Origin of the sequence: Amycolatopsis thailandensis, from assembly GCF_002234405.1 — a bacterium.
Classification (GTDB): domain Bacteria; phylum Actinomycetota; class Actinomycetes; order Mycobacteriales; family Pseudonocardiaceae; genus Amycolatopsis; species Amycolatopsis thailandensis.
In genome coordinates this window covers 43948-66565 of record NZ_NMQT01000035.1, presented here as the reverse complement: position 1 = coordinate 66565, position 22618 = coordinate 43948, and the positions used below count along the sequence as shown (strand labels likewise).

The 22618-nt window shown below is 67.3% G+C and carries 21 protein-coding genes; 11 read left to right on the top strand and 10 right to left on the bottom strand.

Features of this window, described 5'->3' with window-relative positions; all coding sequences use genetic code 11:
• The first annotated feature begins 8 nt into the window (after positions 1-8).
• A complete protein-coding gene (locus CFP71_RS11560) occupies positions 9-1322 on the top strand; it encodes an MFS transporter (protein ID WP_093933835.1) in 1314 nt (437 codons plus the stop codon).
• Here the strand turns inward: CFP71_RS11560 and CFP71_RS11555 are convergent.
• Entirely contained in the window at positions 1315-2130 is an 816-nt protein-coding gene (locus CFP71_RS11555) for an MBL fold metallo-hydrolase (RefSeq protein WP_244199638.1), read from the bottom strand. The genes CFP71_RS11560 and CFP71_RS11555 overlap by 8 nt on opposite strands.
• A gap of 82 nt (positions 2131-2212) precedes the next feature.
• Complete coding sequence (locus tag CFP71_RS11550) at positions 2213-2809, bottom strand: DUF6801 domain-containing protein (RefSeq protein WP_093933834.1); 597 nt, start codon at positions 2807-2809, stop codon at positions 2213-2215.
• A 227-nt stretch (positions 2810-3036) separates the two neighbouring features.
• Here CFP71_RS11550 and CFP71_RS11545 point away from each other — a divergent pair, with 227 nt between their 5' ends.
• Positions 3037-3831 carry an adenylate/guanylate cyclase domain-containing protein gene (locus tag CFP71_RS11545; RefSeq protein ID WP_093933833.1) on the top strand — a complete coding sequence of 265 codons (795 nt, stop codon included), beginning with the start codon at positions 3037-3039 and terminating at the stop codon, positions 3829-3831.
• A gap of 36 nt (positions 3832-3867) precedes the next feature.
• On the opposite strand, the gene CFP71_RS11540 is transcribed toward CFP71_RS11545, so the two are convergent.
• Positions 3868-5265, bottom strand: a complete 1398-nt coding sequence (locus tag CFP71_RS11540; RefSeq protein ID WP_093933870.1) for a Gfo/Idh/MocA family protein — start codon at positions 5263-5265, stop codon at positions 3868-3870.
• A gap of 172 nt (positions 5266-5437) precedes the next feature.
• A complete protein-coding gene (locus tag CFP71_RS11535) occupies positions 5438-6133 on the bottom strand; it encodes a nitroreductase family protein (protein ID WP_093933832.1) in 696 nt (231 codons plus the stop codon).
• Between the two features lie 302 nt (positions 6134-6435).
• Between CFP71_RS11535 and CFP71_RS11530 the strand changes: the two genes are divergently transcribed.
• The gene (locus tag CFP71_RS11530) at positions 6436-7155 is read left to right on the top strand and encodes a S1 family peptidase (protein WP_093933831.1); all 720 of its coding nucleotides are present in this window, start codon (positions 6436-6438) and stop codon (positions 7153-7155) included.
• 245 nt (positions 7156-7400) lie between these two features.
• Here the strand turns inward: CFP71_RS11530 and CFP71_RS11525 are convergent, their stop codons facing one another.
• Positions 7401-8582: a Shedu anti-phage system protein SduA domain-containing protein gene (locus CFP71_RS11525; protein ID WP_167406084.1), complete on the bottom strand. Its 1182-nt coding sequence runs from the start codon at positions 8580-8582 to the stop codon at positions 7401-7403.
• Positions 8583-8824: 242 nt separating this feature from the next.
• Positions 8825-9448 carry a CGNR zinc finger domain-containing protein gene (locus tag CFP71_RS11520; protein ID WP_093933829.1) on the bottom strand — a complete coding sequence of 208 codons (624 nt, stop codon included), beginning with the start codon at positions 9446-9448 and terminating at the stop codon, positions 8825-8827.
• A gap of 64 nt (positions 9449-9512) precedes the next feature.
• Between CFP71_RS11520 and CFP71_RS11515 the strand changes: the two genes are divergently transcribed.
• The 6 genes from CFP71_RS11515 (at position 9513) to CFP71_RS11490 (ending at position 17353) form a co-directional block, all read left to right on the top strand.
• Positions 9513-10151: a haloacid dehalogenase type II gene (locus CFP71_RS11515; protein WP_093933828.1), complete on the top strand. Its 639-nt coding sequence runs from the start codon at positions 9513-9515 to the stop codon at positions 10149-10151.
• A gap of 72 nt (positions 10152-10223) precedes the next feature.
• Positions 10224-10721, top strand: coding sequence for a hypothetical protein (locus CFP71_RS11510; protein ID WP_167406083.1), 498 nt, complete (start codon positions 10224-10226; stop codon positions 10719-10721).
• Positions 10721-12100, top strand: coding sequence for a hypothetical protein (locus tag CFP71_RS11505; RefSeq protein WP_244199636.1), 1380 nt, complete (start codon positions 10721-10723; stop codon positions 12098-12100). Before CFP71_RS11510 ends, CFP71_RS11505 begins: the two co-directional genes overlap by 1 nt.
• Positions 12097-13467 (top strand): VWA domain-containing protein, encoded by a 1371-nt coding sequence (locus CFP71_RS11500; RefSeq protein ID WP_093933825.1) that lies wholly within the window; start codon positions 12097-12099, stop codon positions 13465-13467. Before CFP71_RS11505 ends, CFP71_RS11500 begins: the two co-directional genes overlap by 4 nt.
• 20 nt (positions 13468-13487) lie before the next feature.
• A complete protein-coding gene (locus CFP71_RS11495) occupies positions 13488-14600 on the top strand; it encodes an ATP-binding protein (RefSeq protein ID WP_093933824.1) in 1113 nt (370 codons plus the stop codon).
• Positions 14597-17353 carry a DUF5682 family protein gene (locus CFP71_RS11490; RefSeq protein ID WP_093933823.1) on the top strand — a complete coding sequence of 919 codons (2757 nt, stop codon included), beginning with the start codon at positions 14597-14599 and terminating at the stop codon, positions 17351-17353. The genes CFP71_RS11495 and CFP71_RS11490 overlap by 4 nt, the downstream gene beginning before the upstream one ends.
• Before the next feature lie 42 nt (positions 17354-17395).
• On the opposite strand, the gene CFP71_RS11485 is transcribed toward CFP71_RS11490, so the two are convergent.
• Positions 17396-18871, bottom strand: a complete 1476-nt coding sequence (locus tag CFP71_RS11485; protein WP_093933822.1) for a carotenoid oxygenase family protein — start codon at positions 18869-18871, stop codon at positions 17396-17398.
• 83 nt (positions 18872-18954) lie between these two features.
• Between CFP71_RS11485 and CFP71_RS11480 the strand changes: the two genes are divergently transcribed.
• Positions 18955-19674 (top strand): TetR/AcrR family transcriptional regulator, encoded by a 720-nt coding sequence (locus CFP71_RS11480; protein ID WP_093933821.1) that lies wholly within the window; start codon positions 18955-18957, stop codon positions 19672-19674.
• Positions 19675-19697: 23 nt separating this feature from the next.
• Here the strand turns inward: CFP71_RS11480 and CFP71_RS11475 are convergent, their stop codons facing one another.
• Complete coding sequence (locus CFP71_RS11475; protein ID WP_093933820.1) at positions 19698-20303, bottom strand: TIGR03086 family metal-binding protein; 606 nt, start codon at positions 20301-20303, stop codon at positions 19698-19700.
• 70 nt (positions 20304-20373) lie between these two features.
• On the opposite strand from CFP71_RS11475, the gene CFP71_RS11470 reads away from it, so the two are divergent.
• Positions 20374-20802, top strand: a complete 429-nt coding sequence (locus tag CFP71_RS11470; protein ID WP_093933819.1) for a MarR family winged helix-turn-helix transcriptional regulator — start codon at positions 20374-20376, stop codon at positions 20800-20802.
• Positions 20803-20816: 14 nt separating this feature from the next.
• On the opposite strand, the gene CFP71_RS11465 is transcribed toward CFP71_RS11470, so the two are convergent.
• The gene (locus tag CFP71_RS11465; protein ID WP_093933818.1) at positions 20817-21437 is read right to left on the bottom strand and encodes a YaaA family protein; all 621 of its coding nucleotides are present in this window, start codon (positions 21435-21437) and stop codon (positions 20817-20819) included.
• A 13-nt stretch (positions 21438-21450) separates the two neighbouring features.
• Positions 21451-22566 carry a DICT sensory domain-containing protein gene (locus tag CFP71_RS11460; protein WP_093933817.1) on the bottom strand — a complete coding sequence of 372 codons (1116 nt, stop codon included), beginning with the start codon at positions 22564-22566 and terminating at the stop codon, positions 21451-21453.
• Positions 22567-22618 lie beyond the last annotated feature (52 nt).

Genomic DNA, 22618 nt, shown 5'->3' with positions numbered 1-22618 from the left:
TCCCGCGGATGGACGAACAGACGGCAGAGGTGTCCACCGCGCAAGCGGTCCGTAAAGCGATGATCCGGCTGGTCCCGTTCCTCGGGCTGCTCTATCTGCTCAACTATCTCGACCGGGTCAACGTCGGGTTCGCGGCGCTCACCATGAACGCCGATCTCGGCATCAGTTCGGCCGCCTACGGGCTCGGCGCCGGCCTGTTCTTCGTCGGGTACTTCTTCTTCGAGGTGCCCAGCAACGTCATCCTGCACAAGGTCGGCGCCCGGATCTGGATCGCGCGGATCATGGTCACCTGGGGCATCGTCGCCTCGGCCACCGCGTTCATCCAGGGCGAGGTCAGCTTCTACATCGTGCGGGTGCTGCTCGGGATCGCCGAGGCCGGGTTCTTCCCCGGCATCATCCTGTACCTGACCTACTGGTTCCCGCGGAAGGTGCGGGCCAAGATCGTCGCGCTGTTCTTCCTCGCGGTGCCGCTCTCTTCGGTCCTCGGCAGCCCGATCTCCGCTCTGCTCATCCAGAACGGCGAGGGCGTCCTCGGATTCGACGCGGGCTGGCGCTTCATGTTCTTCGCCGAAGGCGTGCCTTCGATCCTGCTCGGTGTCGCGGTGTTCTTCCTGCTGCCGAACAAGCCGAAGGACGCGAAGTGGCTGTCGCCGGGGCAGCGCACGGCGTTGCAGTCGACCCTGGACTCGGAAGACACCGCCACGGTCGCCCACGAGGTGAGCACGCGATCGGCGCTGACCGACCCGCGCGTGATCGCACTGAGCGCCGTCTACTTCGGAATCATCTTCGGCCTCTACGTCCTCGCGTTCTTCCTCCCGCAGGTGATCAAGGGCTTCCAGCAGCAGTTCCAGACCACTTACAGCATCGTCGAGATCGGGCTGATCACGGCGGTTCCGTATGCGATCGCCGCCGTCGCCATGGTGCTGTGGGCCCGGCATTCGGACCGCACCGGCGAACGCGCCGGGCACGTCGCCATCGCCGCGTTCGTCGGTGCGGTCTCGATCGCGGCCGCGCTGTACCTGGGATCGCCGTTCCTGGTGATGGCCGCGGTGACCCTCTGCGCGGTCGGCGTCTTCACCGCCGTCCCGGTGTTCTGGCAGCTGCCCAACGCGTTCCTCACCGGCGTCGGCGCCGCCGCCGGCATCGGCCTGATCAACTCGTTCGGCAACCTCTCGGGTTTCGTCGGCCCCTATCTCGTGGGCTGGCTGCAAGGACTGACCGGCAGCTTCCGCCCCGGCATGTGGTCCGTCGCGTTCTTCATGGCGATGGCCGGCGTCATCGCGTTGTTCTTCCGCCGCAAGGAGAAGAACGCCGTCAAGTGAGATGGTCGAAGTCGCCGCTGACCCACCGGATGTGGGTCTCGGCGCTTCGGCGGACCACCGCGCGGGCGTCCTTGTCGATGGTGTCGCCGCCGAGGGTGTAGAGCCGGTCGTAGGGGAAGTCGTCCAGCCGGTCGACGATACGGCGGACCACGGCCGCGGACATCGGGATGTGCTTGGGGAAGTTGCGCTGGAACGACACCCAGTCCGGCGCGAGCCCGCCGGTGATCGTGTCGCCTGCCAGGATGCTGCCGTCCGGCGTCCTGGCCACGGCGCTGCCGCGCATATGCCCGCCGAGCCGCACGAGTTCGAGTCCCGGCAAGGGTTCGGCGTGCTCGTCCCAGAACTCGAACGCCGGATCGGGTGCGGGCAGCCATTCGCGATTGCGTTCGTTGACCAGCACCGGGACCACGCCCAGCGCGCGGCTCCAGCTCAGCTGCGCGCCGAACATGTGCGGATGGCTGGTGGCGATCGCGGTGACGTCGCCGAGACCGCGCACGACGTCGAGCACTTCGGTGTCCAACCAGGACGGCGGATCCCACAGCAGGGCCCCGGCCGGGGTCACCGCGACGAACGACCAGTGCCCGATCGCGAAATGCGGCTCCCGTTTGACACTGTGCAGGCCGCGGCCGTGATCGCGGTGCAGCGTCTTGTGCGGCGCGGAGATCAGTTCCTCGTGCGTCCACCAGCGTCCGGTGTGCGCGCCGAGGTCACCGGCTTCCTCGATGCCGACCTCACCCCGGTCGAGGACACATCGGGGAGGTTCCGGGCTCGCCGGATGTTCGATACCGCACCTGTCGCAGATCCACATGATCGACAGCTTGTTACCTCCAGTGCGCTGGAGGTCAAGACGCGTCTTCCCCCGGCTCGCCGAGCCGGGGGAAGACGGGGGTTCAGCTGACGGTCGTCTTGCCGAGGACGGCGTCCTGGTCGGGCGGGTCGAGCGTGAGCTGCACGTCGAACTCGCCGAGCGAACTGTCGGTGATGATGTGCGAGGTCGCCGCGGCGTCCACGCTGCTGGTCGCCTCACCGGCGGGGGTCCCGGCCGGGATGGTGAAGTCGACCTTGCCCGACGCGGTGAACTTCAGCGACCCTTCGGCGGGCACCTCGGTGTCCGGGATCGGCAGCTCGATGGGGATGGCCACCTTCTGGTCGCCGAGCGCGACGTTCACCTTCGAGCTGATCGTGCCGGAGAGCTTCTTCGCGCCGACCAGCCGGAGCCCGTCGCCGGCCGCCTGGCCGGAATCGACGTCGAGGGTGAACGGCACCGAAATCGGCGTTCCGGCCTGGGCGGTCGCCGGGATCTCCGCCTTCACGACCACCGCCACCTGCTGGTCGCCGATGATGGGGAAGCCGCCCTTGTACGTGAGGTTCTTTTCGACGGCGGCCGCGGTTCCGGCCGCGGTGAGCATCACGGTTCCGGCGACCGCGGCCGCGATCCCGGCGGCGCAGAACCGGCGAACACCCTTTCGCACCAGGGTTTCCGTCATGTCAGGTCCTTTCGTCGTTGAATGGGCTCGACGCCGAATCTAGGTGGAAAGTCACCAACGAGGAAAGGGAAAGAACCATCGCTTTTTCTTTACGCGTCGATCTTGTCACGCGTAGGTGGAATAGAGCTTTCGTGAATTGTCACGCGAAGGCGGAAAGGGGAAATGCCTGCCGCTTTCTTGTCACCGGGGTGACAGGTGCCCGGGCCGGGTGGCGAACGACTAGGGTCTTGACCGTGACCGACCGACCCGAGCCGTGGCACCTCCGGACCCGCCGGTTCCTGCGCGCGACGGACCAGCGTGGTGAGCTGGTGCGCGGCGCGCGGTTCCTCCGGGGGCTCGTCCCGGGGGAGAACGACCCGCTGGCGCCCGCGACGGACCGTTCGTCCGACAGGCTCGCGCGGCTGCTCACCGAGGCCGGAGCCGACAGGCCCAGCGCCACCCGTGAGCTGGGGCTGGCCGCGGTCCAGGCCTGGCAGGCCGTCCGCCGGTCCGGCACCCGGCCGATGTCCGCGGACGGTGTCACGGTGCTGTTCACCGACCTCGTCGGCTTCTCGACCTGGGCGCTGCGCGCCGGTGACGAACGCGTCCTGGAGCTGCTGCGTTCGGTCTCGAAGGTGACCGAGTCGGTGGTCACCGGGCACCGCGGCAGCATCGTCAAAGGACTCGGCGACGGCGTGATGGCCGTGTTCGCCGACCCGGACGAGGCGGTGAACGCCGCCTACGAGACCTGTTCCGCCGTGAGCGTGATCAAGGCCGAGGGCTACCTTCCGCATTTGCGCGCGGGCCTTCATCGAGGGAATCCGCAGCGGGTCGGCAACGACTATCTCGGCGTCGACGTGAACATCGCGGCCAGGATCATGGCCGCCGCGGACGGCGACGAGGTGCTGGCCAGCGCCAGCGTCGTCGAAAAACTCGACCGGGACGCCTTCACCGTGCGCCCGCGCCGGAACTTCCGGGCCAAGGGGACACCGAGGGACCTCCGGGTGTTCCGGGTCGTTCCCCGCTACACGGCCGACGGCTGACCGGTCCTCTTCGGACCGGCCGGCCGTCGCCGTGGCCTAGCCGGGCATCTCCGAAGGCTGCGAGTCGAGACCGGCCCGGGGCTTCGACCAGCCGCCGCGCGTGAAGTCCGGCATCGACACCGGCTTCCCGCCGCGGGCCAGCGAGACCACGCTCAACGGCACGGGGGAGCACCAGGCCGCGGAGTCGTAGACGTCGATGTCCGGCACCAGCCCGGCGCGCATCTGCTGCACGATCCGCCACTGCAGCACGTAGTCCATGCCGCCGTGACCGCCGAGGTTCGGGTCGTCCTTGAGTTTCTTCCACAGCCAGTGGTCGTGCCGCTCGCGGTACGGTTTGAAGTCCTTCCACGCGTGCCCGCTGTGGTCGGGTTCGAGGTAGATCCGCTCGGGGTAGTCCTCCACGATGCCGCGGCTGCCCGCGAGGCTGTTGATGCGGCTGTACGGGCGCGGCGAGCTGACGTCGTGCTCGGCGCGGATGATCCGGCCCTGCTCGGTCTCGATCAGGCAGGTCACCAGGTCGCCGTTGATGTAGGTCTCTTTCCACGACGGGTGGCCCGGCGGCATGTGGCGCTTGCGGTAGTCGGCTAGCCCCTTCGGCTCGGTCGCCGTGGCGCGCAGCGTGGCGAACCGGTCGCCGCGGTTGACGTCCATGCAGGCGGCGATCGGGGCGAGACCGTGCATCGGGTAGAAGCTCGCGGTGCTGCGGGTGTGCCACTTCCGGCGCCACGCGTCGGTGTAGTACGTGTCGGAGAACAGCAGTTCGCGCAGGTCGTGCAGGTAACCGCCGTGCCCGTTGGTGATCTCACCGAAGACACCGGCGTGCGCCATCTTGAGGATCGCGAGCTCGTTGCGGCCGTAGTTGCAGTTCTCGGCGAGGAACAGGTGCTTGCGGGTCTGCTCGCTGGTGTTGACGAGGTCCCACAGCTGGTCGAGCTCGGTGGCGATCGGGAGTTCGACGCCGACGTGCTTGCCGGACTGCAGCGCGGCCTTGCCCTGCGGGTAGTGGAACTCCCACGGGGTGGCGATGTAGACGAGGTCGATGTCGTCGCGGGCGAGCATCTTCTTGTAGGCGTCGGCGGATCCGCCGTACTCGGCCGGGCGGGGGCGCCCGTCGGCCGCGAGTTTGTCCGCGGCGGCCTTCGCGCGCTCGGCGCGGATGTCGCAGACCGCGGTGACCGCGGCGCCCGGTACGGCGCTCCACCCGCCGATCATGGACATGCCGCGGTTGCCGAGACCGATCATCCCGATCCGGACGGTCCGGTGCCGCTCGAACGGCACCCCGATCATGCTGCGCTGACCAGGACGGCGGGGCGCGCTTTCCGCTCCGGTGGCCTCTTCCGCGGCGGTGGCGCTCGTCGGGATCGCGGCGAGCGCCCCGGCGGCGAGCGCGCCGCCGAACAGGGTCCGCCGGGAGACAGAGGGCAGGTCGGCCATGAAGAACACTCCTTCGTGTCGCCTTCGGTTGCCCGACTTTGTCCAATCGCCGCCAGATATGTCAAGAGATGCGTCAAACTGAGCACTAAACTGCACAAATGCGCAGTTTGACTGCTTGCTTACGGTCGCTTCGCGCAACCCGGGTGCGCGCGCACCCGGGTCACGCCTGGGCTCAGCGGCGGATCAGCACCTGGTCGATCGACTTGCGCACGAGGTCCGGCACCACGCAGTCGTCCGCCGGATAACCGACCGGGATGACCGCGAACGCCTTCTCGTTCTGCGGCCGCTCGAGCAGTTCGCCGAGGAAGCGCATCGGCGACGGCGTATGCGTCAACGCGGCCAGCCCGGACAGATGCAACGCCGTGAGCAGCATGCCGACCGCGATGCCCACCGACTCGTCGACGTAGTAATGCTTGTGCTTGGTGCCGTCCTCGTCGAGGAAGTAGCGCTGCTGGAAGACGACGATGAGGTACGGGGCGTCGGTGAGGTGGGTTTTGACGGCGTCGGTGCCCAGCGGACGCAAGGCGGACAGCCACTCCTCGCCGAGCCTGCCCTCGTAGGAGACGCGTTCCTCCTCTTCGGCGGCGTCCCGGATCCGCTGTTTGGTCGCGTCGTCCTTGATGAGGACGAAGGTCCACGGCTGCTGATGCGCGCCGCTGGGTGCGGTGGACGCCACCGCGATGGCGTCGACGAGCACCTGCTCGGGCACCGGGTCGGTCGAGAACATCCGCACGGTGCGGCGGGTGTCCATGCGGCGGCGCAGATCGGCGGCGGTGGCCAGCGATTCCTCCGCCGAAACGCGAGCCGGGCGGTAGGGCACCGGTTCGAAGGGGTCGCCGTAGGTCGGGGTCCACTGTGCTGTGGTCATGGTGCCGATTCTGGCGTGACCGGGGCCTGATTCGAAACCCCTCGGGTCCGGACTATGCCCCTAGGGTTATGCCACCATTCGTCTCAAATGGACGGACGCCGATCGGGCCATTCGGTTTGGGCCGACATCGACGGCATGGCCCGGATACCTGGAGCAAACACCTAACGGTGGCCGAAACGGAAAGATAGGTACCTTCTGCACGACTTTCGTCGGTGTCCGATTTCACTTGCCGCGTCACAGAATCAGCCCATCCTTCCCTCGGTACGCGGCCTTGTTCCTCGCCGCAGAAATGAGTCGGAACCATGCGACTGCGCTCCTTCGCCCTCATCGCCGGCACCGCCTTCGCGGCGATGCTCGGCGTGACCGCCCCCGTGGCGTCCGCCGCGGAACCCACGTCCGACGTCCAGCCGATGATCATCGGCGGCCAGAACGCGTCGAGCGGCCCGTGGGCGGCCAGACTCTTCGCCAACGGCCGGCAAACGTGTACCTCGACGATCATCGCGCCGCAGTACATCCTGACCGCGAAGCACTGTGTGGCCAGCGGCGGGACGTTCACTTTCCGGATCGGCAGCCTCGACCAGCAGAGTGGTGGCACCATGGCCACCGGCTCGACCGTGACCCGCCACGCGGGCGCGGACCTCGCGATCGTGAAGCTGACGACCTCGGTCAACGCCACCTACTCGCCGCTGGGCACCACCGCCAACGTCTCGACCGGGCAGACCGTGCAGGTCTACGGCTGGGGCGCGACCAGCCAGTGCGGCTCGGAGATCAACTGCCAGTCGCGGTACCTGAAGGTCGCCAACGTCCGCGTCACGTCGGTCTCGTGCCGTGACTACAACGGCGGCGTCGCTGTCTGCGCGAGCCGCGGCGACGGCATCACCGCCGGTGGAGACTCCGGTGGTCCGATGTTCGCTTCCGGCAAGCAGGTCGGCGTCGCGTCGACTAGTGACCGGCAGACGACCACCGCTTACACGAACATCACGCGGTACCGGCCCTGGATCCAGCAGGTGGCCGGCGTCTGATCCTTCTAGTCCGTCAACTGGTCCCTCGTCGGCAGCACCGGGGAGGGACCAGCTGACGTGTCTCGAGTGTAATTGAATACGGCATAGAGTTCTTGAACTCTATGTGTTCTGTTGAAATTTTTGAGTAGTATTTAGGTGCTTTCGAATGCTGTTGTTCTTTCGGTTCAGGCGGGAGAAACAGGGAAGCATGCTACTGGGGTATCCGAGGTTAGGGTGGCGGATCGGTGTGAGGCGATTGTGGAAGCTTACGGATCGTTCTTGGCGGCATCTTCGAAATTTAGTAGTCGTTCAGCGTTGTCCAAGAGTTCGGCATAGGTCAGAATATCGATTCTACTAAGATGACTCGCGTAGATGCGTAGCGCTTCGTTTATCTTTCTTGTATTAATCTCAGGCTGAAAAATAGGATGTCCGATCACGACCGTAGCGAACGATCGCCTGGTCTCTATGCCGAAAGCTTCAGCTATCTCATTTCGCTCTTCATCTAGTTTTTGCAGGTAGTTTGCTGCCTGGCCTACTGCATTGTGTACAGGAGAAGTTGGAACGTATCCGCTTCGATATTTTTTGACAATCTCGACGTTTGCCTTCTTTAGTTCGACGACATGTAACACGCCGTCTGGTCGGAGGAGTGGGATGTCCACTTCCATTCCGACTGCCAGTCGGCGTCGGTAAAGTTCGCCTACATACTTTCCGCCGAAGATCCACCACGCTTCAGATAGGGCTTCCTGGATATGCTCCTCTGAGCTGTAGCGATTTTCGACCGTGCTTTTGATCGTGGCTAGTTGGCGTCGGCGTCGTGTGATCTGTGCGGCCGCCAAGGCGTCGTCAAGATCAGGTAATGCGAGCATTTCTTCAAGTGAATATTTGCTGTCATCAAAATGATGGACGTAGTCGACTCTGTCGGCCAAGACATCCACTACCCATGCGGAAATATCTGATCGTATTCGAAAGGCTCCGTAGTGGCCTGCGCGTCTTGCCCGAGCGAATCGCAGTGGTCTGTTTCCGTGCTGGGCGAAGTAATTCCTTACATCTTCACCGGAAGCGTTCGGGTTTTCCTTGAGAAAGTCTTCGATTTCATGTGCTGCCAGGCTTCTTAAAGCGCTCGACGCGCGCTCTAACATTTGCACGTCATCTTGCCCGTCACCTGAATATAGCGGGTAATCTTGTCTTAAATCTTTCTCTAGTACCTTCCCGTTTGTGTATCCCAAAGCGTCTTCTAGGCCGCGTGCGGTGCGCTCGTCGTTCTGCTCAACTGCTGTCCGTCGAGCGAACTGTAGGAGATCGATCAGTTGTCGCCCTCCTCGATATGGACTCAGCGTCCCCATGTGCTCAAGTGCATCCATGATGGGCTGGGAAACTTCGTCACGTTTCGCGTGTTCGTTAATTGCAAGTAGCAGATACTTGAGTGTTGAGTCAGATCTGATGCGCATCGCGGGTCCTGCTGGGGTGCCATGACTCTGTTTCCTGGTAAGGCTTCCGAGGTGTGCAAACCATTTCGTATGGTAGGCGGTTGGATGGCATCTTCGGTACTCCTTCGGCATTCTTTGGCGGTCGGCCAGTTTTCAGATTCTCGTGTGGCCGATGATGGTTCAGTTTCGCTAGGTATTATTCGTTCGCGTGACTCCTGTCGTCGGGCGAATAGTGCATCGCGTAATTTGTTACAGGAGGCTCGCTAATCAGAGGGTGTGGAGAGGTGTTTGACCGGAGGGCTGTAGATGGTAGGTGGCACGTCAAGCCTTTTGGTATGTGGAGAAGGGAGCGAGGCTCGGCGTGACCGGTGGTTGGCGACGTTGACGCGGTTCCCGCACAGGCCTGGCATGCAGTAGCGACGCCGTCCAGGTCTCGTGGTGTCGATGAACGCGCCCCGGCAGGTGGGTGCGCCACACGCGCGGAACCGTTCGGCGCCGAGAGTCTGGACTGCGCCAAGGATGCCGACGCCGCAGATCAGGGACAGGGCGTCCGCCACCGTCGCGGCAGGTTGAAGGGAAACCGCCCACCGCGCGCTGTCGGTCAGGAGGGTGACGTGACCGGCGGGCGACGTGAGGGCGGAAGCTCCGGTGACGAGGTGCTCCCGGTCAGGGTGGTCGATCAGGTCCCGCACGGTGGTGCGCAGTCGGTGAACGGCGCGCAGATCGCTGGCCTGGGCGGGCGTGGGTATCGAGTGAAGGTCCGCGAAGGCGGCGAGAGCGGCCAGGTCAGGCAGGTGGTCTTCGCCGTGCCAGACCTCGGGAGCGGTGTTGACCAGGTCGGTAGCAACACCGGCCGCCCAGACGTAATCGTCTAAAGCTACTTGCATCCCTTACCAACCTCTCGTACGTTCGCGGTTAACCGCCACTTTAACCCTTACTGGGAGGTTGCTCGTGCAGATCGACGCCTTGGTGTTCGACATACTCGGCACGCTCGTCGACGAACCGGCCGGGATCCGCGCGGCCATCCGTCAAACCGCGCCGGACGCCGACGTGGATGAGCTGGCCAGGCAGTGGCTCGACCACGTCGCAACCGAGCAACAGCGCATCGTCGACGGGGAGAGGCCATACGCCCCGAGTGACGTGCTGGACCGTGAAGCGGCTCAAACGGAAGCGCTCGCGACAGCGGGCCGCAGGATGCCACCCTGGCCCGACACTGTCGACGGGCTCAACAAGCTGGCCGAGCACTACCCGCTGATCGGCCTCTCCAACGCCAGTCGGACGACCCTGCTCCGGATGAACGCCTACGCCGGCCTCCGCTGGCACCAGGCGCTCTCCGCCGAGGAGGCGCAGAGCTACAAGCCGGACCCGGCTGTCTACGAGCTGGCCGTCACGGTGTCGGGCACGCAGCCGGAGCGGCTGCTGATGGTCGCGGCCCACGCGTGGGACCTGAGGGGCGCGCAGAGCGTCGGCCTGCGCACCGCATACGTCGCCAGGCCCGTCGGGGACCCTCCATCGGAGACGGATCGGTTCGACTTCTACGCGGAAGACCTCGCGGATCTGGCGACTCAGCTCGCAAAACTTCGGATGTGATCAAAACTGTCGGTGCCTCCCGCTAGGTTCTTCCCAGTCCCCACCGAGGCACCCCCGCAAGGAGAAGATGCGTTGTCAGACTGGGAAAGAGCGAGCACGGCCCGGGTGTTGTCACCTGCCCGCCCGCGCAAGCTCGCGAAGGTTCCGTTCGTCGAACTGGCCGACGGACGGGTGCAGGGCGTGGTGTCCAGCGGATCGGACATCGGGCGCGTGTACGTCTCGTCGGTCGCGGCGAGTACGTACGAGTTCGCCTGTAGTACCAACAACAATCGGCCTTGCGGTGGCGCGCGGGGCATGTTCTGCAACCACATCCTCGCTCTGCTCAACGAATCCACCCTTCAGTACGGCGCCGAGCGCGTCGCGCGATACTTGCGCGTCGACGTTCCGGAGCCGACCGCGCAGGCCATTTCGCAGACCATGAGCGCGACGCGACCGTCGCAGGGCGACAACACCGCGGCCGCGTCCGTGTTCAGCCAGTTCTTGCGGCACTTGGCATATCTGGAGTTCGCGGCGTCGACGGCGCCGGTGCCGGAACTTCAGTGGTTCCCGCCGACCAGGGCGGTGGTGTGATGCGCACCGATCTGCTCACCGACCCGATCGCCGGCCTCGACGAGGCGTTGGCGGCTGTCGACGCGTTCGACGACGTGCTTGTCGCCGGACTGCTTCGTCCACAGAAGATCGCCGGTCTCACCGAGCTGGCCGATGCCGTCGCGGGGTCGCCGCTGGCGGCCAGGGTCGCCGAGGCGGCCGAGAAGACCGCGGCCGGGGCGGCGGGGGAGGAGCACTTCGTTTCCCTTGCCGCGGCGAGGGCCGCGGTGTGCGGCTCCGTGCATGACGCGGTCCTCGCGCGTATCGGCGAGGCGACCGGGCGGCCATCCGACGAGGAGGCCGACCGACAGCCTTCCGAGACGGAAACGCCGAATCTGCTGGCCGCCGCCCGATCCTGGCTGTCCGATCTGGCCCGGGCCGGCTGGCAGGGCATCGACCACGACCTGATTTCGGCTTCGGCTCCGGTGATCTCCGCGTTACTCGCGGAACCGGGTTTGCGCCGGTTGGCGGTCCTGCTCGACGGGTTCGCGGCGGAACTGGCGGCGTCCTGTCCGGGGGCGGCGTTGGAGCGCGTTCCCGTCCGGCGCTGGGGCGACCTGTGGTCGCGCGGGATGCTGCTGACCCTGCCCGGCGTGGCGGCGACGCCGGCGACGGGCACCGTCACCGGGCGCCTGTTGCCGCTGGGCGTCGATCTGCTCGAACACGCGACGGCGGCGCAGGCCCAGGTCCACGCCGTGCTCGAACCCGAAGACGGCACCGCGCCGCGGCTCGTGCGTGCGAGCGTGACGGTGCCCAAACCGGACACGATCATCGGCGCCGGCATCTGGCAGTTGCTGCGCCCACATCTTTCCCTGCTCGCGGCCGTCAGCGAAGGTCGCTCGATGGACCTCGTCGACATGCCGGTCACGGCCGAGGGCGACCTTCTCTGGCAGGACGAGCATGCCCGCCTCGGTGAGCCCGCGGACGCGTTCTCCACCGCGCGTGTCGTGCTGCCGAAAGCCGTCACGTCGGCGGTCGCGCCACTGGACCGGCACCCGGTGCGCATCGCGGTCCCCGTCTTCCTCGAGGGCTACGGCGTCGAGGGAGACGAGGAGGCGCTCTCGTTCACCTTCGCCGGGAATCGGCTTTCCGTCGAGGTCGATCGCATCCCCGTCGCCGGGCCGCTGACCCCGAAGGCGATCGCGACCTCCAGCGCGTGCATCGGCCTGATCCGATGGGACGGCGAGTTCCGGCTTCAGCCGCTCGCGGTGGAGACCACCGTGCGCAAGAAGACCACGGCTGTGCACGCCGGCGCTTGGGCCGGAGGCACGGAAGACAAAGCCGGGGTGAAAGCCGAGAAGGCGGCCACCGACGCCGCGGCCGTGCTGCGCGAGCGTGCCGGAAGGTTGTTGCGGAAATGACCGACTCCGAGGACAACCGCCGTCAGGTCCTGTACTGGCGGCTGCTCGCCCGGCTCTTCGACGGCGATGAGCAGGCCGCGCTCGAATCGGCGAGTGTGGCCGTGGTCGAGGACATCGGCTTGCCGTCGGCGTTGCTGGATCCGAACGTCGCGGTCGACTCGGTCGTCCAGCGGCATCCGGAGCTCGCCGCCGAGTTCGACGGGCTGATGGTCCCCGAAACCGAGGACAGCCGGGACAAGGCCGCCGAAGTGCGGCGCGCGGCGCTGGTGTCGAAGGTGCTGCTCAACGTCTTCGCCCCGGCACCGCACACGGTGACGGCCGGGCAGCTGTCCTGCTGGCAGGCCGACGCGGGCTGGCTCGAGCGCGCGCTGGGGTGCCGTCCGGGTGAGCTGCGCGGCGGCAGGCCGGGAGGTGCACCGACCGGTCTGGGCGGCACCGGTGGGGGCGGCACTCCCGACTTGAGCACGCTGCTCCCGGCGATCGGGCCGGACCTCGCCGGTATCGAAGCGGACCTCGTCAAGCGGATGCATCTGCGCGAGGTCCTCGCCGATCCCGCGCTCGCCGCGAAGCTGAGCCCGAGCATGTCGCTCATCGAACAGTTGTTGCGGGACAAGGACAACCTGTCCGGAGTGGCGCTGGCCAACGCCAAGTCGCTGATCCGCCGCTACGTCGACGAGATCGCGGAGGTCCTGCGCACCCAGGTGGAGAAGGCCTCGACGGGCAAGGTGGACCGCTCGGTCCCGCCGAAGCGCGTTTTCCGCAACCTCGACCTCGATCGCACCATCTGGAAGAACCTCACCAACTGGAGCCCGGAAGAGGAAAGGCTCTACGTCGACAGGCTCTACTACAAGCAGACCGCGAAGAAGACCACACCACAGCGGCTCATCGCGGTCGTCGACCAGTCCGGTTCCATGGTGGACTCGATGGTCAACTGCGCCGTACTGGCCTCGATCTTCGCCGGACTGCCCAAAGTGGACGTCCACCTGATCGCCTACGACACCCAGGCGCTCGACCTCACCCCGTGGGTGCACGACCCGTTCGAAACCCTGCTGCGCACCAATCTCGGTGGCGGCAACGACGGCATGGTCGCGATGGGACTGACCCAGCCGAAGATCGCCGAACCCACGAACACCGTGGTGGTGTGGATCTCCGACTTCTACGAGACCCGCGTCGAGCAGCTCTTCGAAAGCATGGCCGCGATCCACCGGTCCGGGGCGAAATTCATCCCGGTCGGCTCGGTCACCAGCGCCGGCCGGGGCAGCGTCAACCCGTGGTTCCGCGAGCGCTTCAAGGACCTCGGCACCCCGGTGATCTCCGGTCACATCACCAAGCTCGTCCACGAACTCAAGACTTTCCTCACCTCCTGAACCTCCCCGAAAGGCACGAAATGTCCGACGTCCTGCGCGCCCCCGCCGAACTCAAGTACGCCGAAGAACTGGACTGGCTGGAGTCCGTCGACGACAGCCCCAAACCGTTCGCGTGGCGGCTGTCCCCGAAGATGATCCGTCTGTTCGTCCTCGGTTCCGAGCGAGCCGACGGCCTCGACCGCGAAATCTCGCAGAAGTGGTTCGGTGACCGGAGCATCGTCGAGCGAGCCATCGTCACGCTCGCCTCCGACCGCGGCCTGCTGCTGATCGGCGACCCCGGCACCGGCAAGAGCTGGCTCGCCGAACTGCTGGCCGCGGCGATCTCCCGTAACTCCACGCTCGTCGTGCAGGGAACCGCCGGCACCACAGAAGACCACATCAAGTACTCGTGGAACGTCTCCATGGTCATCGCCAAGGGGCAGTCCCGCGAGTCCATGATCCCGTCGCCGATCATGACGGCGATGGAGGCGGGTTCGATCGGCCGCTTCGAGGAGCTGACCCGGTCCACCAGCGACGTCCAGGACGCGCTGATCTCGATCCTTTCCGAGAAGTACATCTCGGTGCCGGAACTGGACAGCGACGGCATCGTCTTCGCCAAGCCGGGCTTCTCCGTGATCGCCACCGCCAACAGCCGTGACCGCGGCGTCAACGATCTGTCCTCCGCGCTCAAGCGCCGGTTCAACTTCGTCCGCATCCCCGTGGTGACGAACAAGAAGAGCGAGGCGGAGATCGTCCGCTTCCGCACCGAGGAGCTTCTGCGCCGTCACCAGATCGAGCTGGACGTGCCGCCGACACTGCTCGACGTGCTGCTGCGCAGCTTCGGCGATCTGCGCGCCGCGGCGGCGGCCGCGGGCAGCGACGACGAGAAGCTGGAGTCCGCGCTGTCCACCGCCGAACAGATCGGCGTGCTCGAAGACGCGGTCCTGCACAGCAACTTCTTCGGGGAACGCGCGCTGACCGCCCGCACGCTCGCGTCCTCGCTCGTCGGCTCGCTCGCCCGGCGTGAGCCGGAGGACCTGGCGATCCTCAACAAGTACCTGCACGGCGTCGTCGAGCCGCGCAGCAAGGACGAGGGCGGGGACTGGCCGGAGTTCCTCGACGGCGGCCGCGACACGATCGCCACCCTCTCGTGAGCGGCGCCTTCGAGGCGTTACGCGGCCAGTTGCAGGAGGCCGCGGCCGCCTTCGCCGACGGGCCCGGCGCTCTGGAGGGCATCCTGCTCGGGCTCGTCGACGACGTCGACCGCGCGGTACGGGAGCCCTTGGAGATCTTCCCGGTCTGCCACCATTCCCCGGCTTCGGCCGTGGCGATGGCGCGGCGGCTGCGGGAGAAGCAGCCGAAGGTGGTGTACCTCGAACTGTGCGAGGACATGGCACCGCTGCTGACCGAGCTGCGCAACTGCCGCCTTCCCGTGGCGGTTCAGGCCTTCGCGACCGACGTGAAGGGATTCCCCGCCGAGTGGGCACCGCTGTCGGTGGTCGCGCCGATCACCGAGGCTTCGGCGGAGTACCAGGCGATCGCGTACGCCCTCGACACCCCGGGCGTCGAACTCGTCCTCGTCGACCGGTCGGCGGATCACGTCTTCCAATGGGACGAGCGTGAGCCGTCGCCCGATCCGGACGCGCCGCCCGCGGAAGAGGAGGCCGCGCTGCACGGCGACGCGGTGGGTGTGGAGATCGGCGACCTGCGGCCCCGATTCGCCGAACTCGAGGAACACCTGCTGCGGCACGGGCGGGTGCGGCACTGGTCGGAGTGGTGGCACCAGTACGTCGAGCTGCCGCTCGGCGACAGCGACCACGACACCTACCGCCAGGTCATGTTCCTCATCGGCAGCCTGTTCCGCCGGCTCGCGCCCGGGGACACCCGCCGCGTGCGGGTGGACGAAGACCGCGAGCGCTACATGTGGACCCGCATGCGCGAGCATCTCGCCGCGTCGGGCGCGGATCCGGCGGACTGCCTCTACATCTGCGGCGCCTTCCACGCGGCCAGCCGGGTCGCGGAGTTCGGTGTCGAGGGGACGGACGGGTTCGTGATCAGCCCGCGCAGCGGGAGCACCTGGCAGTACGGGCTGATCCCGTCGAGTCACGCGTCGATCGAAGCTCAGTTCGGTCTCGCCGGGGGATCGGTGTCGATCGCCGCGACCGAATGGGCGAAGAACCTCAAGCGCACCAAGGTGAAGCAGTTCCAGCTGGAAGGACAGGTGGGCGGGCCGAAGCGGAAGAAGGCCGCGGAGCTGCCCGCGCCCACGACGGATCCCGTCGCATCGGATCAGCTTTCGGGCTTCCTGCAACGGTCTCCGGTCCTCGACAAGCTGGACGAGGCCGAGTTGCTGGGCTGGTCGGTCGAGATCGTGCGGGCAGCCCGCCGTAACGGCTACCTGTCTTCGACGGCCGACGCCATCGCGGTGTTCGAGACCTCGATCCTGCTGGCGGGCCTGCGGGACAGGGCCAAGCCGACGCCGTACGACTTCCAGGACGCGGCGGTCACCTGCATCGAGAAGGACGTCGTGCCCGGCAGGCGCGACGTGCGCCGACTCGTAGAGATCATGATGGGCGGCGACCGGATCGGCCAGGTCGGCTACGACGCGTTGCCACCGCTGGCGCGCGACGTGCACGACAGGCTGGAGCCGCTGAACCTCAAGCTGCAGCAACGCGGTGTGCAGCGGGCCCTGCTCGACATCGCCTCGCGGCCGGAGCTGGAGCCGTGCTCCGACCTGCTGTGGATGCTGAGGTATCTGATGCCGCACGGCGCGGCACGGCCGATCATGGGGGAGCGGCGGCTCGGTGAACGGCCGATCCAGGAGTCGTGGGATCTGGCGCTGGGCACCCATCAGCGAGCCCTGATCGAGCTGGGTTACGAGGGCGTCAGCATCGAACAGGTGCTGGAACAACGGCTTCGGCGCGCCGCCTATCACCCGCAGGCCACCGCGGCGAAGGTGCTCGGCGCAGTCGAGGACGCGACGCTCTACCTGCGCAGCGCCCGGCTGGCGGGGGAGCTGGGCACGCGTGCCCTGGAGGTGCTGGCCACCGAACGCACCGTCGACGGCGCGCCGGAAGTGCTGCGGCGGGTGCGGAGGCTGCTGGCGCACTACCGGACCAGCGAGCCGGTGCTGCCGAAGTGGATCGAGGACTTCGTCAGGACGGGGTACGCGCACTACTGCACCCTGCTTCCGGCGGCGTTCGCCGACGAGGAGGCCGGTGTCGAACAGGTCGCCGCGATGCTCGGCTTCCTGTTCAGCATGGAGGCGCTGGCCCTGTCACTGGGCTGCGACCGGACCCAGCTGGAGTTGTCAATCGCCGGATCGCATCCACAGGAGCCGTCGAAGGTGGCGCTGCTGTGGGCGGCACAGGTCCAGCTCGGAACCCTCTCGCGTGCGGAGCTGCGTGAGCGGTGCGCCGAGCTCTTGGCCAATCCGATGGTGCTGCCCGCTTATCCGCGCTACCTCAGCGGGTTCGTCCACGCGCTGGAACCCGCGCCGGGGCTGGCCGACTTCGTCGTCGAGGCGATGTCGAACGCCTTCGCCGAGCTCCCGGACAGGCTGCTGCTGCCCTGGCTGCCGACGTTGATCACCACGCTCCGGTCGAGGGGCGCCGAGCTGGTGCCGCTGATCGTGCGTGAAGCCGGGCGGATCTTCCCCGGACGGCTCGCTGCGCTCGACGAATGGGTTCCGCCCTGGAAGGCCCAGCCGGAACCGCTCGCGGTGACCAGGAAGGCCGGGGGCGGCGGCTTGGCGTTGCTGGCGGCGCATCCGGCGGCTTGTGACGCCGTGGCCGGCCTGCTGGGCTGCGACGAACCGTGGGGGAGTGCCACACCGACCGGATTGGCGCTGCTGGAGCGATATCCGGACACCGGCGCCGCACTGGAGGAGGTGCTCACCGGGGTGTGAACCAAAGGGCGGTCGCCGGGCACCCGGCGACCGCCCTGGCACTCAGTCGGCGACCCAGCTGCCGTGGAAGCCCAAGGGCACCGGCCTCGGCAGGTGGATGCGGGCCAACGGTTTCGCGGTGAAGTCCTGCGCCGAGAGGATCACCAGATCCGAGGCGCCGCGGTCAGGGTTGTTCACGTAAGCGAGGGCGTAGCCGTCGTCCTCCGCCTTGCTCCGAGCCGATGGCACGAAGACGGCTTCGCTCGCGTCGGCACCTCGGCCGAAGCGGTGGACTTCCGAACGTCCACTCCGCAGGTCGTGCTTGATCAACGCGTTGCCGAAGGAGTTGGCGGGCTTGTCCAGGTAGACGTCGAACAGTTCGCCCGGCGAGGCCGAGTAGCCGTACCGGTGCCGCCGCGACACCAGGCTTTCGTTGACCCGCGGGAACTCCTGCGGCCGGTCGTCGAGGACACGGCGCCGCACGCGTCCCCGCGCGAGATCGATCGTCCAGCGCTCCAGCACCGGCGGGCCCGACGCCGACGGGCCGCCGAAGCCCTGCTTGCCCGCCACCTCGAACGGCGCCGGCATCGTGGTCAGGTCGACCACCACCGTGTCGCCCTGTTCGTAGGCGTTGAGCGTGTGCGAGTAGAACACGGGATCCACCCCGAACCAGCGGACCGGACCGCCGTCGCGTTTCATCACCCCCACCCTGGCCGGGTGTTCGGTGTTCCACTTGTAGGGCACGACCTTGCCCGGGCGCGGGTCGAAGGTGACCGGCACGTCGAAGACGACCACGTAGTTCTCGGTGAGCCCGAAGTCGTGCATCATCGGGCTGTCGGTGACCGGGATCAGGGTGGTCCGCACCACGCGGCCGGTTCGGTCGACCAGCAGATGCCGCACGTGGTCCCAGGTCGGGTGATAGGTCACCGCGTGCAGTTCGTCGGCGTGGGCGTCGAACTTGGTGTGCGCAGTGTAGGAACCCTCCAGCGAGCCACCGAAGTCGAACGGCCCCAACGTGTTCAGTTCGCCGTCGAGCTCGTACGGCGGCGCGCCGGACTCCTGCAAGGTGAGAATGCGGCCGTGGTGGCTGATCACGTGCGTGTTCGGCGCGAAGTCTTCGGCGGGCACCGGCCACGGGTATCGCTCGCCCAGCTTCGCCGCGACACCGGACGAACGCACCCAGCGGTTGCGGTACCACTCGGCCTTCCCGTCACGCAGCCGGACGCCGTGCACCATCCCCTCACCCATCATCCAGTGGTGAGCGCGCGGGTCTTCGAGTCCGAGGACGTTCGGCCCGGTGCGCAGGTACCGCCCGCAGAGGTCCTTCGGAATCCGGCCTGTGACCGGCAGTCCGAACGCGGTCACTTCCTCCTTCACCGGCGCGAAAGCACCCTCGATGAAAGGGAAACGCTCCTTCGCCGCGGCGGGCGAAAGAGGCTGAGCGGCGGCGGACCCGGTGCTCCCATAGGTCGCGGCGACTCCGCCGATGGCCAGCGCGGCGGCCCCCCGAAGCACGTTCCGCCTGTTCGGTTCGGTCATGGTCGATCCCCCAACTCCAGATTTAACTGTGTATGGCATGAACAGTGTATGCCTTTACCTGTTTTGGATGCAACAATGCCCGGATGGACGACGCCGAGATCGAGTTGCTGCCGCCGGGCACCGCGCTGGCCTGGGGGCATGCCCCGGCGCCGAGGCGCGGGCCGAAGCCGGGGTACAGCCTCGACCAGATCGTCGACGCGGCCATCGCACAGGCCGACGCGGAGGGTTACGCGGCACTGTCCATGCCGTCGATCGCCAAACGTCTCGGGATCACCGCGAACGCGCTTTACCGCTACCTGAGCTCCAAAGAGGAACTGCTCGTCCTCGTCGCCGAAGCGGCGTGGGGTCCGCCGCCGAAACCGTCGTCCGGTGACTGGCGCGCCGCGGTCACCGCCTGGGCCCGCGCGCTCCTGGAACGCAGCCGCCGCCATCCGTGGCTGATCGACTTGCCGGTGCGCCGCGCGCCGAGTACGCCGAATCTTCTGGGGTGGCTGGAGAACTTCCTGGAGGGGATGTCCGGCTCAGGTCTGGGAACCCAGGACGTGATGGGCTGCGCCGTCCTGGTCGACGGGTGGGTGCGCAGCACCGCTTCCCTGCTGCGGGACGTGAACGCGAGCCCGCCCGAGCAAGTCCGGGCGCTGAGCGGGTTCTTGGGGCCACATCTTCAGAGGCGCGGCTATACACGCGTTGCCGCCGTGGTCTCCGGCGAGGCGTACAGCGAAGAAGGCATCGAGGACGCCGACATAGAGTTCGGTCTCGGCCGCATCCTGGACGGCATCGAGATGCTCATCGCCCGTCGCTGAACACTCCGTCGAGCTGGTACCGGTCAAGCCTGAGGTGTGACGTCCGGCCACGAGGGTGAGCGGCCGAGCAGGGCGACGATCGTGTCCAGATCGGACGGTCCTGTCGCGGCCACTGCCGGGCCGAAAGCGGCGCCCGGTGCGGTCCGGTTCCGCCCGTCTGGAATCGACTCGGCGAACTTCAGCCCCGCGTCGAGCACCTCCTGCTCGAACTTCACCGGCAGGCCGAGGGTCTTGGCGACGTCCCAGGAGTGCACCAGGTAGTCCACGAAATGGAAACCGAGGGCCTGCTCCGCGGTGAAGGTGACTTCGGTGGAGAACTCGGGAAGCGCGAACTTCCGGTCGGCGAGGTCGTGGGGGACGAAGGCGTTCAGCACCCGGTTGACCGAGGTGCGATAGGTCTCGACGGGATCGTCGCCCAGCGGGAGAAGTCGCCAGCCGAGGTCGCTCTCACCGTCGGCCGCGGCGGCGAAGCCGTGGTGCTGGGTGGCCATGTGTGCCAGCAGGCCGTGCAGGGTCCAGGCGCTGCACGGGGTCGGTTTGGTCAGGTCCGCCGGGGTGATCTTGGCGACGAGGTCGAGGCTCGTCCGGGTCACGATGGCGTCGAGGAAGCGGAGTTCATCGATAGGCATACGCATATCATCTACATATGCGTACGAGTTCGTCAACCGATTCCGTGACTTCGGTCGGTATGGTCTGCGCATGGCGGAGCAAGGGAGGCCGGATCTCGCGGCGATGCTCGGCGGGCTGATGCGCAGGCTGATGAACGCCGAGACGCCGGTGCTGGCGGAGCACGGGTTGACGATGTGGGGCTACGTGGTGCTCAGCGCCCTCGACGACGGTCCCGTTCGCACTCAGGCCGCGCTCGCCAAGGCGATCGGCGCGGACAAGACCCGGATCATCGGCACCCTCGACACGCTCCAGGAAGACGGCCTGATCACGCGCGAGCCGGACCCGAAAGACCGCCGGGTCCGGCTGCTGGGGATCACCGACGACGGCCGTGCCGCGCGGAGGTCGGCTCAAGCGCAGATCCAGGAGCAGGAGGAACGTCTGCTCGGACAGCTTCCCGCCGCCGACCGCAAGGCGTTCCTCCGTGCCGCGCGCACGCTTTCCGAGGCGCGCTGGCCGTGAACGCGGAGGCGGGATCAGTCAAGTACCTCGACGACCATGCCCGGCGGGTAGTCCGAAGGTGAGCGGCGCCACCACGCGCCGAAGGCCTGGGCCAGCCGCCGGGGTACCTCGACTTGCGCGCCGCCCCCGTGGAAGTCGATCGTCACCAGCACGCCTTCGATTTCCGTGGAACCCCAGGGAATCCGCCGGGCCAGCTTCGCGTAATCGGCGCTCGCGGACACGAAGGTGACCACCTTGGTCGCGCCGATCCGCCGGGCCTCGTCGATGACGGCGTCTTCGAGCACGCCGGTCGGCCAGTCGCTGAGCCTCAGCTTCCGGTCGTAGTAGGGGATCGGCTCATCGGCGCGCAGGATTCCGTAGCCGCCGCTGAGGATCAGCAGCCGCCCGCTTCCGGCGGCCTCGCCCAGCTCGCTGCCAACGTTCCGGTAGAAGTTGCCGCTGTAGCGCAGCCACGCGGGCCGCAGTCCGCCACCGTCTGCCTTGGACTTCGCGAGCACGTCGGCTCGCGCGCGCAGTAGCGGTTCCGGCCAGACAGCGCCGGAGTCGGACGCGTCGCCGCCTCGGATCTTGGCCTTCGAGGGGCCGAGGATCGTCAAAGCCTCGCGCGGATCTATCGCGTCCAGGACGGTTTTCACCGGTGAGACCGTATCAGTGGAACCAGGGCGAACCGTTGCCGTTCGGTGTCGGGAGCATGCCGTGGCTGGGCGGCCACAGCACCGCTGTCGGCACCTGCTTCAGCTGCGCGCGCAGGGAATTCACGGGCAGCGGCCGCTTCCGGGTGAGCATGGTCGTCGTCCGCGGGTGCAGGTCGACGAACGGGTAGGTGGTGTGGAGCGCGCCGAGCCGCCGTTCCAGGCGCAGGCTGCGTTCGGTCAGATCGGCCGATTCCAGCGCGGGCTGGACGAGCAGGAATTCGGCGTTGCCGAGCCGGACCGCGCGGTCGAGCGGGCGGAGGTCCTCGCGGATCAGATCGGCGATGTTCTGTTCGGTGTGCATCTTGACCCGGTTGCCGTGGCGCCGCCCGACCTCGTCGAGGTCGTCGACGGTGATCAGGATCAGGCCGAGCGGGACGGTGTCGGTCGACGCGCCCAGCCAGCCCGAGATCCCGGCCATGGTCGCCAGCCCGGTGTCGGGATCGGTCGCGAGGGCCGGTTCCTCCGGCTTCGACGGCGCCCGCCGCTCCAGCCTCCCGGCGAGATGGCGCAAAGCCGCTTCCGCGCGGTTCTCCACCGGCGCCGCCGCGGGGGTCGTCACACTCTTCAGGACCTCGTCGATCTTGATCCGCGCGGTGGGCGGAAGACGATCGCCGAGCGCGTCGCGCAGCCGGACGACCTCGGCGTAGGCCTCGTCGCGACGGAAACCCCAGCGGCCCTGGAAACGCCGTGCGGCTTCGACCGACGTCGCCGACGGGTCGACGTCGTCGAGATCCTGGGCGACGACCGAACCGCCGAAGGTCGGGGTCAGCACCGCGACCGACCATTCGCGGGCGAGGTTCTCCTCGGCGCGCAGCAGTACCGGGGTCACACCGTGCGGCAGGTCCGGGCGGCCGGAGTCGACCATGCCGACGACGGTCACGGCGGCGCGCCGGGCGATCCTGGCATAGACCTCGCGTTCCCGCTCGAAGTAGGGCAGGCGCTGGAAGAGCGCGAGAACGACCATGTTCTCGTCCGTGCCCTCGGCGAGCGCGGCTCTTTCCACGGCGTGTGAGGCGATCACGAGCGCGCGTTTGGACAGCACGCCGGCGCGTGCTTCTCCGTCGGTCATCGAGTGATCGCTTCCGTGTGGGGACTAGCTCATCAGGCTAGAAGAGCCGAGG

Bases quoted from the DNA above. Each gene is read 5' to 3' on its own strand.
- CFP71_RS11560 (WP_093933835.1), top strand. From the start codon at position 9: ATGGACGAACAGACGGCAGAGGTGTCCACCGCGCAAGCGGTCCGTAAA.
- CFP71_RS11555 (WP_244199638.1), bottom strand. From the start codon at position 2,130: ATGTGGATCTGCGACAGGTGCGGTATCGAACATCCGGCGAGCCCGGAA.
- CFP71_RS11550 (WP_093933834.1), bottom strand. From the start codon at position 2,809: ATGACGGAAACCCTGGTGCGAAAGGGTGTTCGCCGGTTCTGCGCCGCC.
- CFP71_RS11540 (WP_093933870.1), bottom strand. From the start codon at position 5,265: ATGGCCGACCTGCCCTCTGTCTCCCGGCGGACCCTGTTCGGCGGCGCG.
- CFP71_RS11535 (WP_093933832.1), bottom strand. From the start codon at position 6,133: ATGACCACAGCACAGTGGACCCCGACCTACGGCGACCCCTTCGAACCG.
- CFP71_RS11530 (WP_093933831.1), top strand. From the start codon at position 6,436: ATGCGACTGCGCTCCTTCGCCCTCATCGCCGGCACCGCCTTCGCGGCG.
- CFP71_RS11525 (WP_167406084.1), bottom strand. From the start codon at position 8,582: ATGCGCATCAGATCTGACTCAACACTCAAGTATCTGCTACTTGCAATT.
- CFP71_RS11520 (WP_093933829.1), bottom strand. From the start codon at position 9,448: ATGCAAGTAGCTTTAGACGATTACGTCTGGGCGGCCGGTGTTGCTACC.
- CFP71_RS11505 (WP_244199636.1), top strand. From the start codon at position 10,721: ATGCGCACCGATCTGCTCACCGACCCGATCGCCGGCCTCGACGAGGCG.
- CFP71_RS11500 (WP_093933825.1), top strand. From the start codon at position 12,097: ATGACCGACTCCGAGGACAACCGCCGTCAGGTCCTGTACTGGCGGCTG.
- CFP71_RS11495 (WP_093933824.1), top strand. From the start codon at position 13,488: ATGTCCGACGTCCTGCGCGCCCCCGCCGAACTCAAGTACGCCGAAGAA.
- CFP71_RS11485 (WP_093933822.1), bottom strand. From the start codon at position 18,871: ATGACCGAACCGAACAGGCGGAACGTGCTTCGGGGGGCCGCCGCGCTG.
- CFP71_RS11480 (WP_093933821.1), top strand. From the start codon at position 18,955: ATGGACGACGCCGAGATCGAGTTGCTGCCGCCGGGCACCGCGCTGGCC.
- CFP71_RS11475 (WP_093933820.1), bottom strand. From the start codon at position 20,303: ATGCCTATCGATGAACTCCGCTTCCTCGACGCCATCGTGACCCGGACG.
- CFP71_RS11470 (WP_093933819.1), top strand. From the start codon at position 20,374: ATGGCGGAGCAAGGGAGGCCGGATCTCGCGGCGATGCTCGGCGGGCTG.
- CFP71_RS11460 (WP_093933817.1), bottom strand. From the start codon at position 22,566: ATGACCGACGGAGAAGCACGCGCCGGCGTGCTGTCCAAACGCGCGCTC.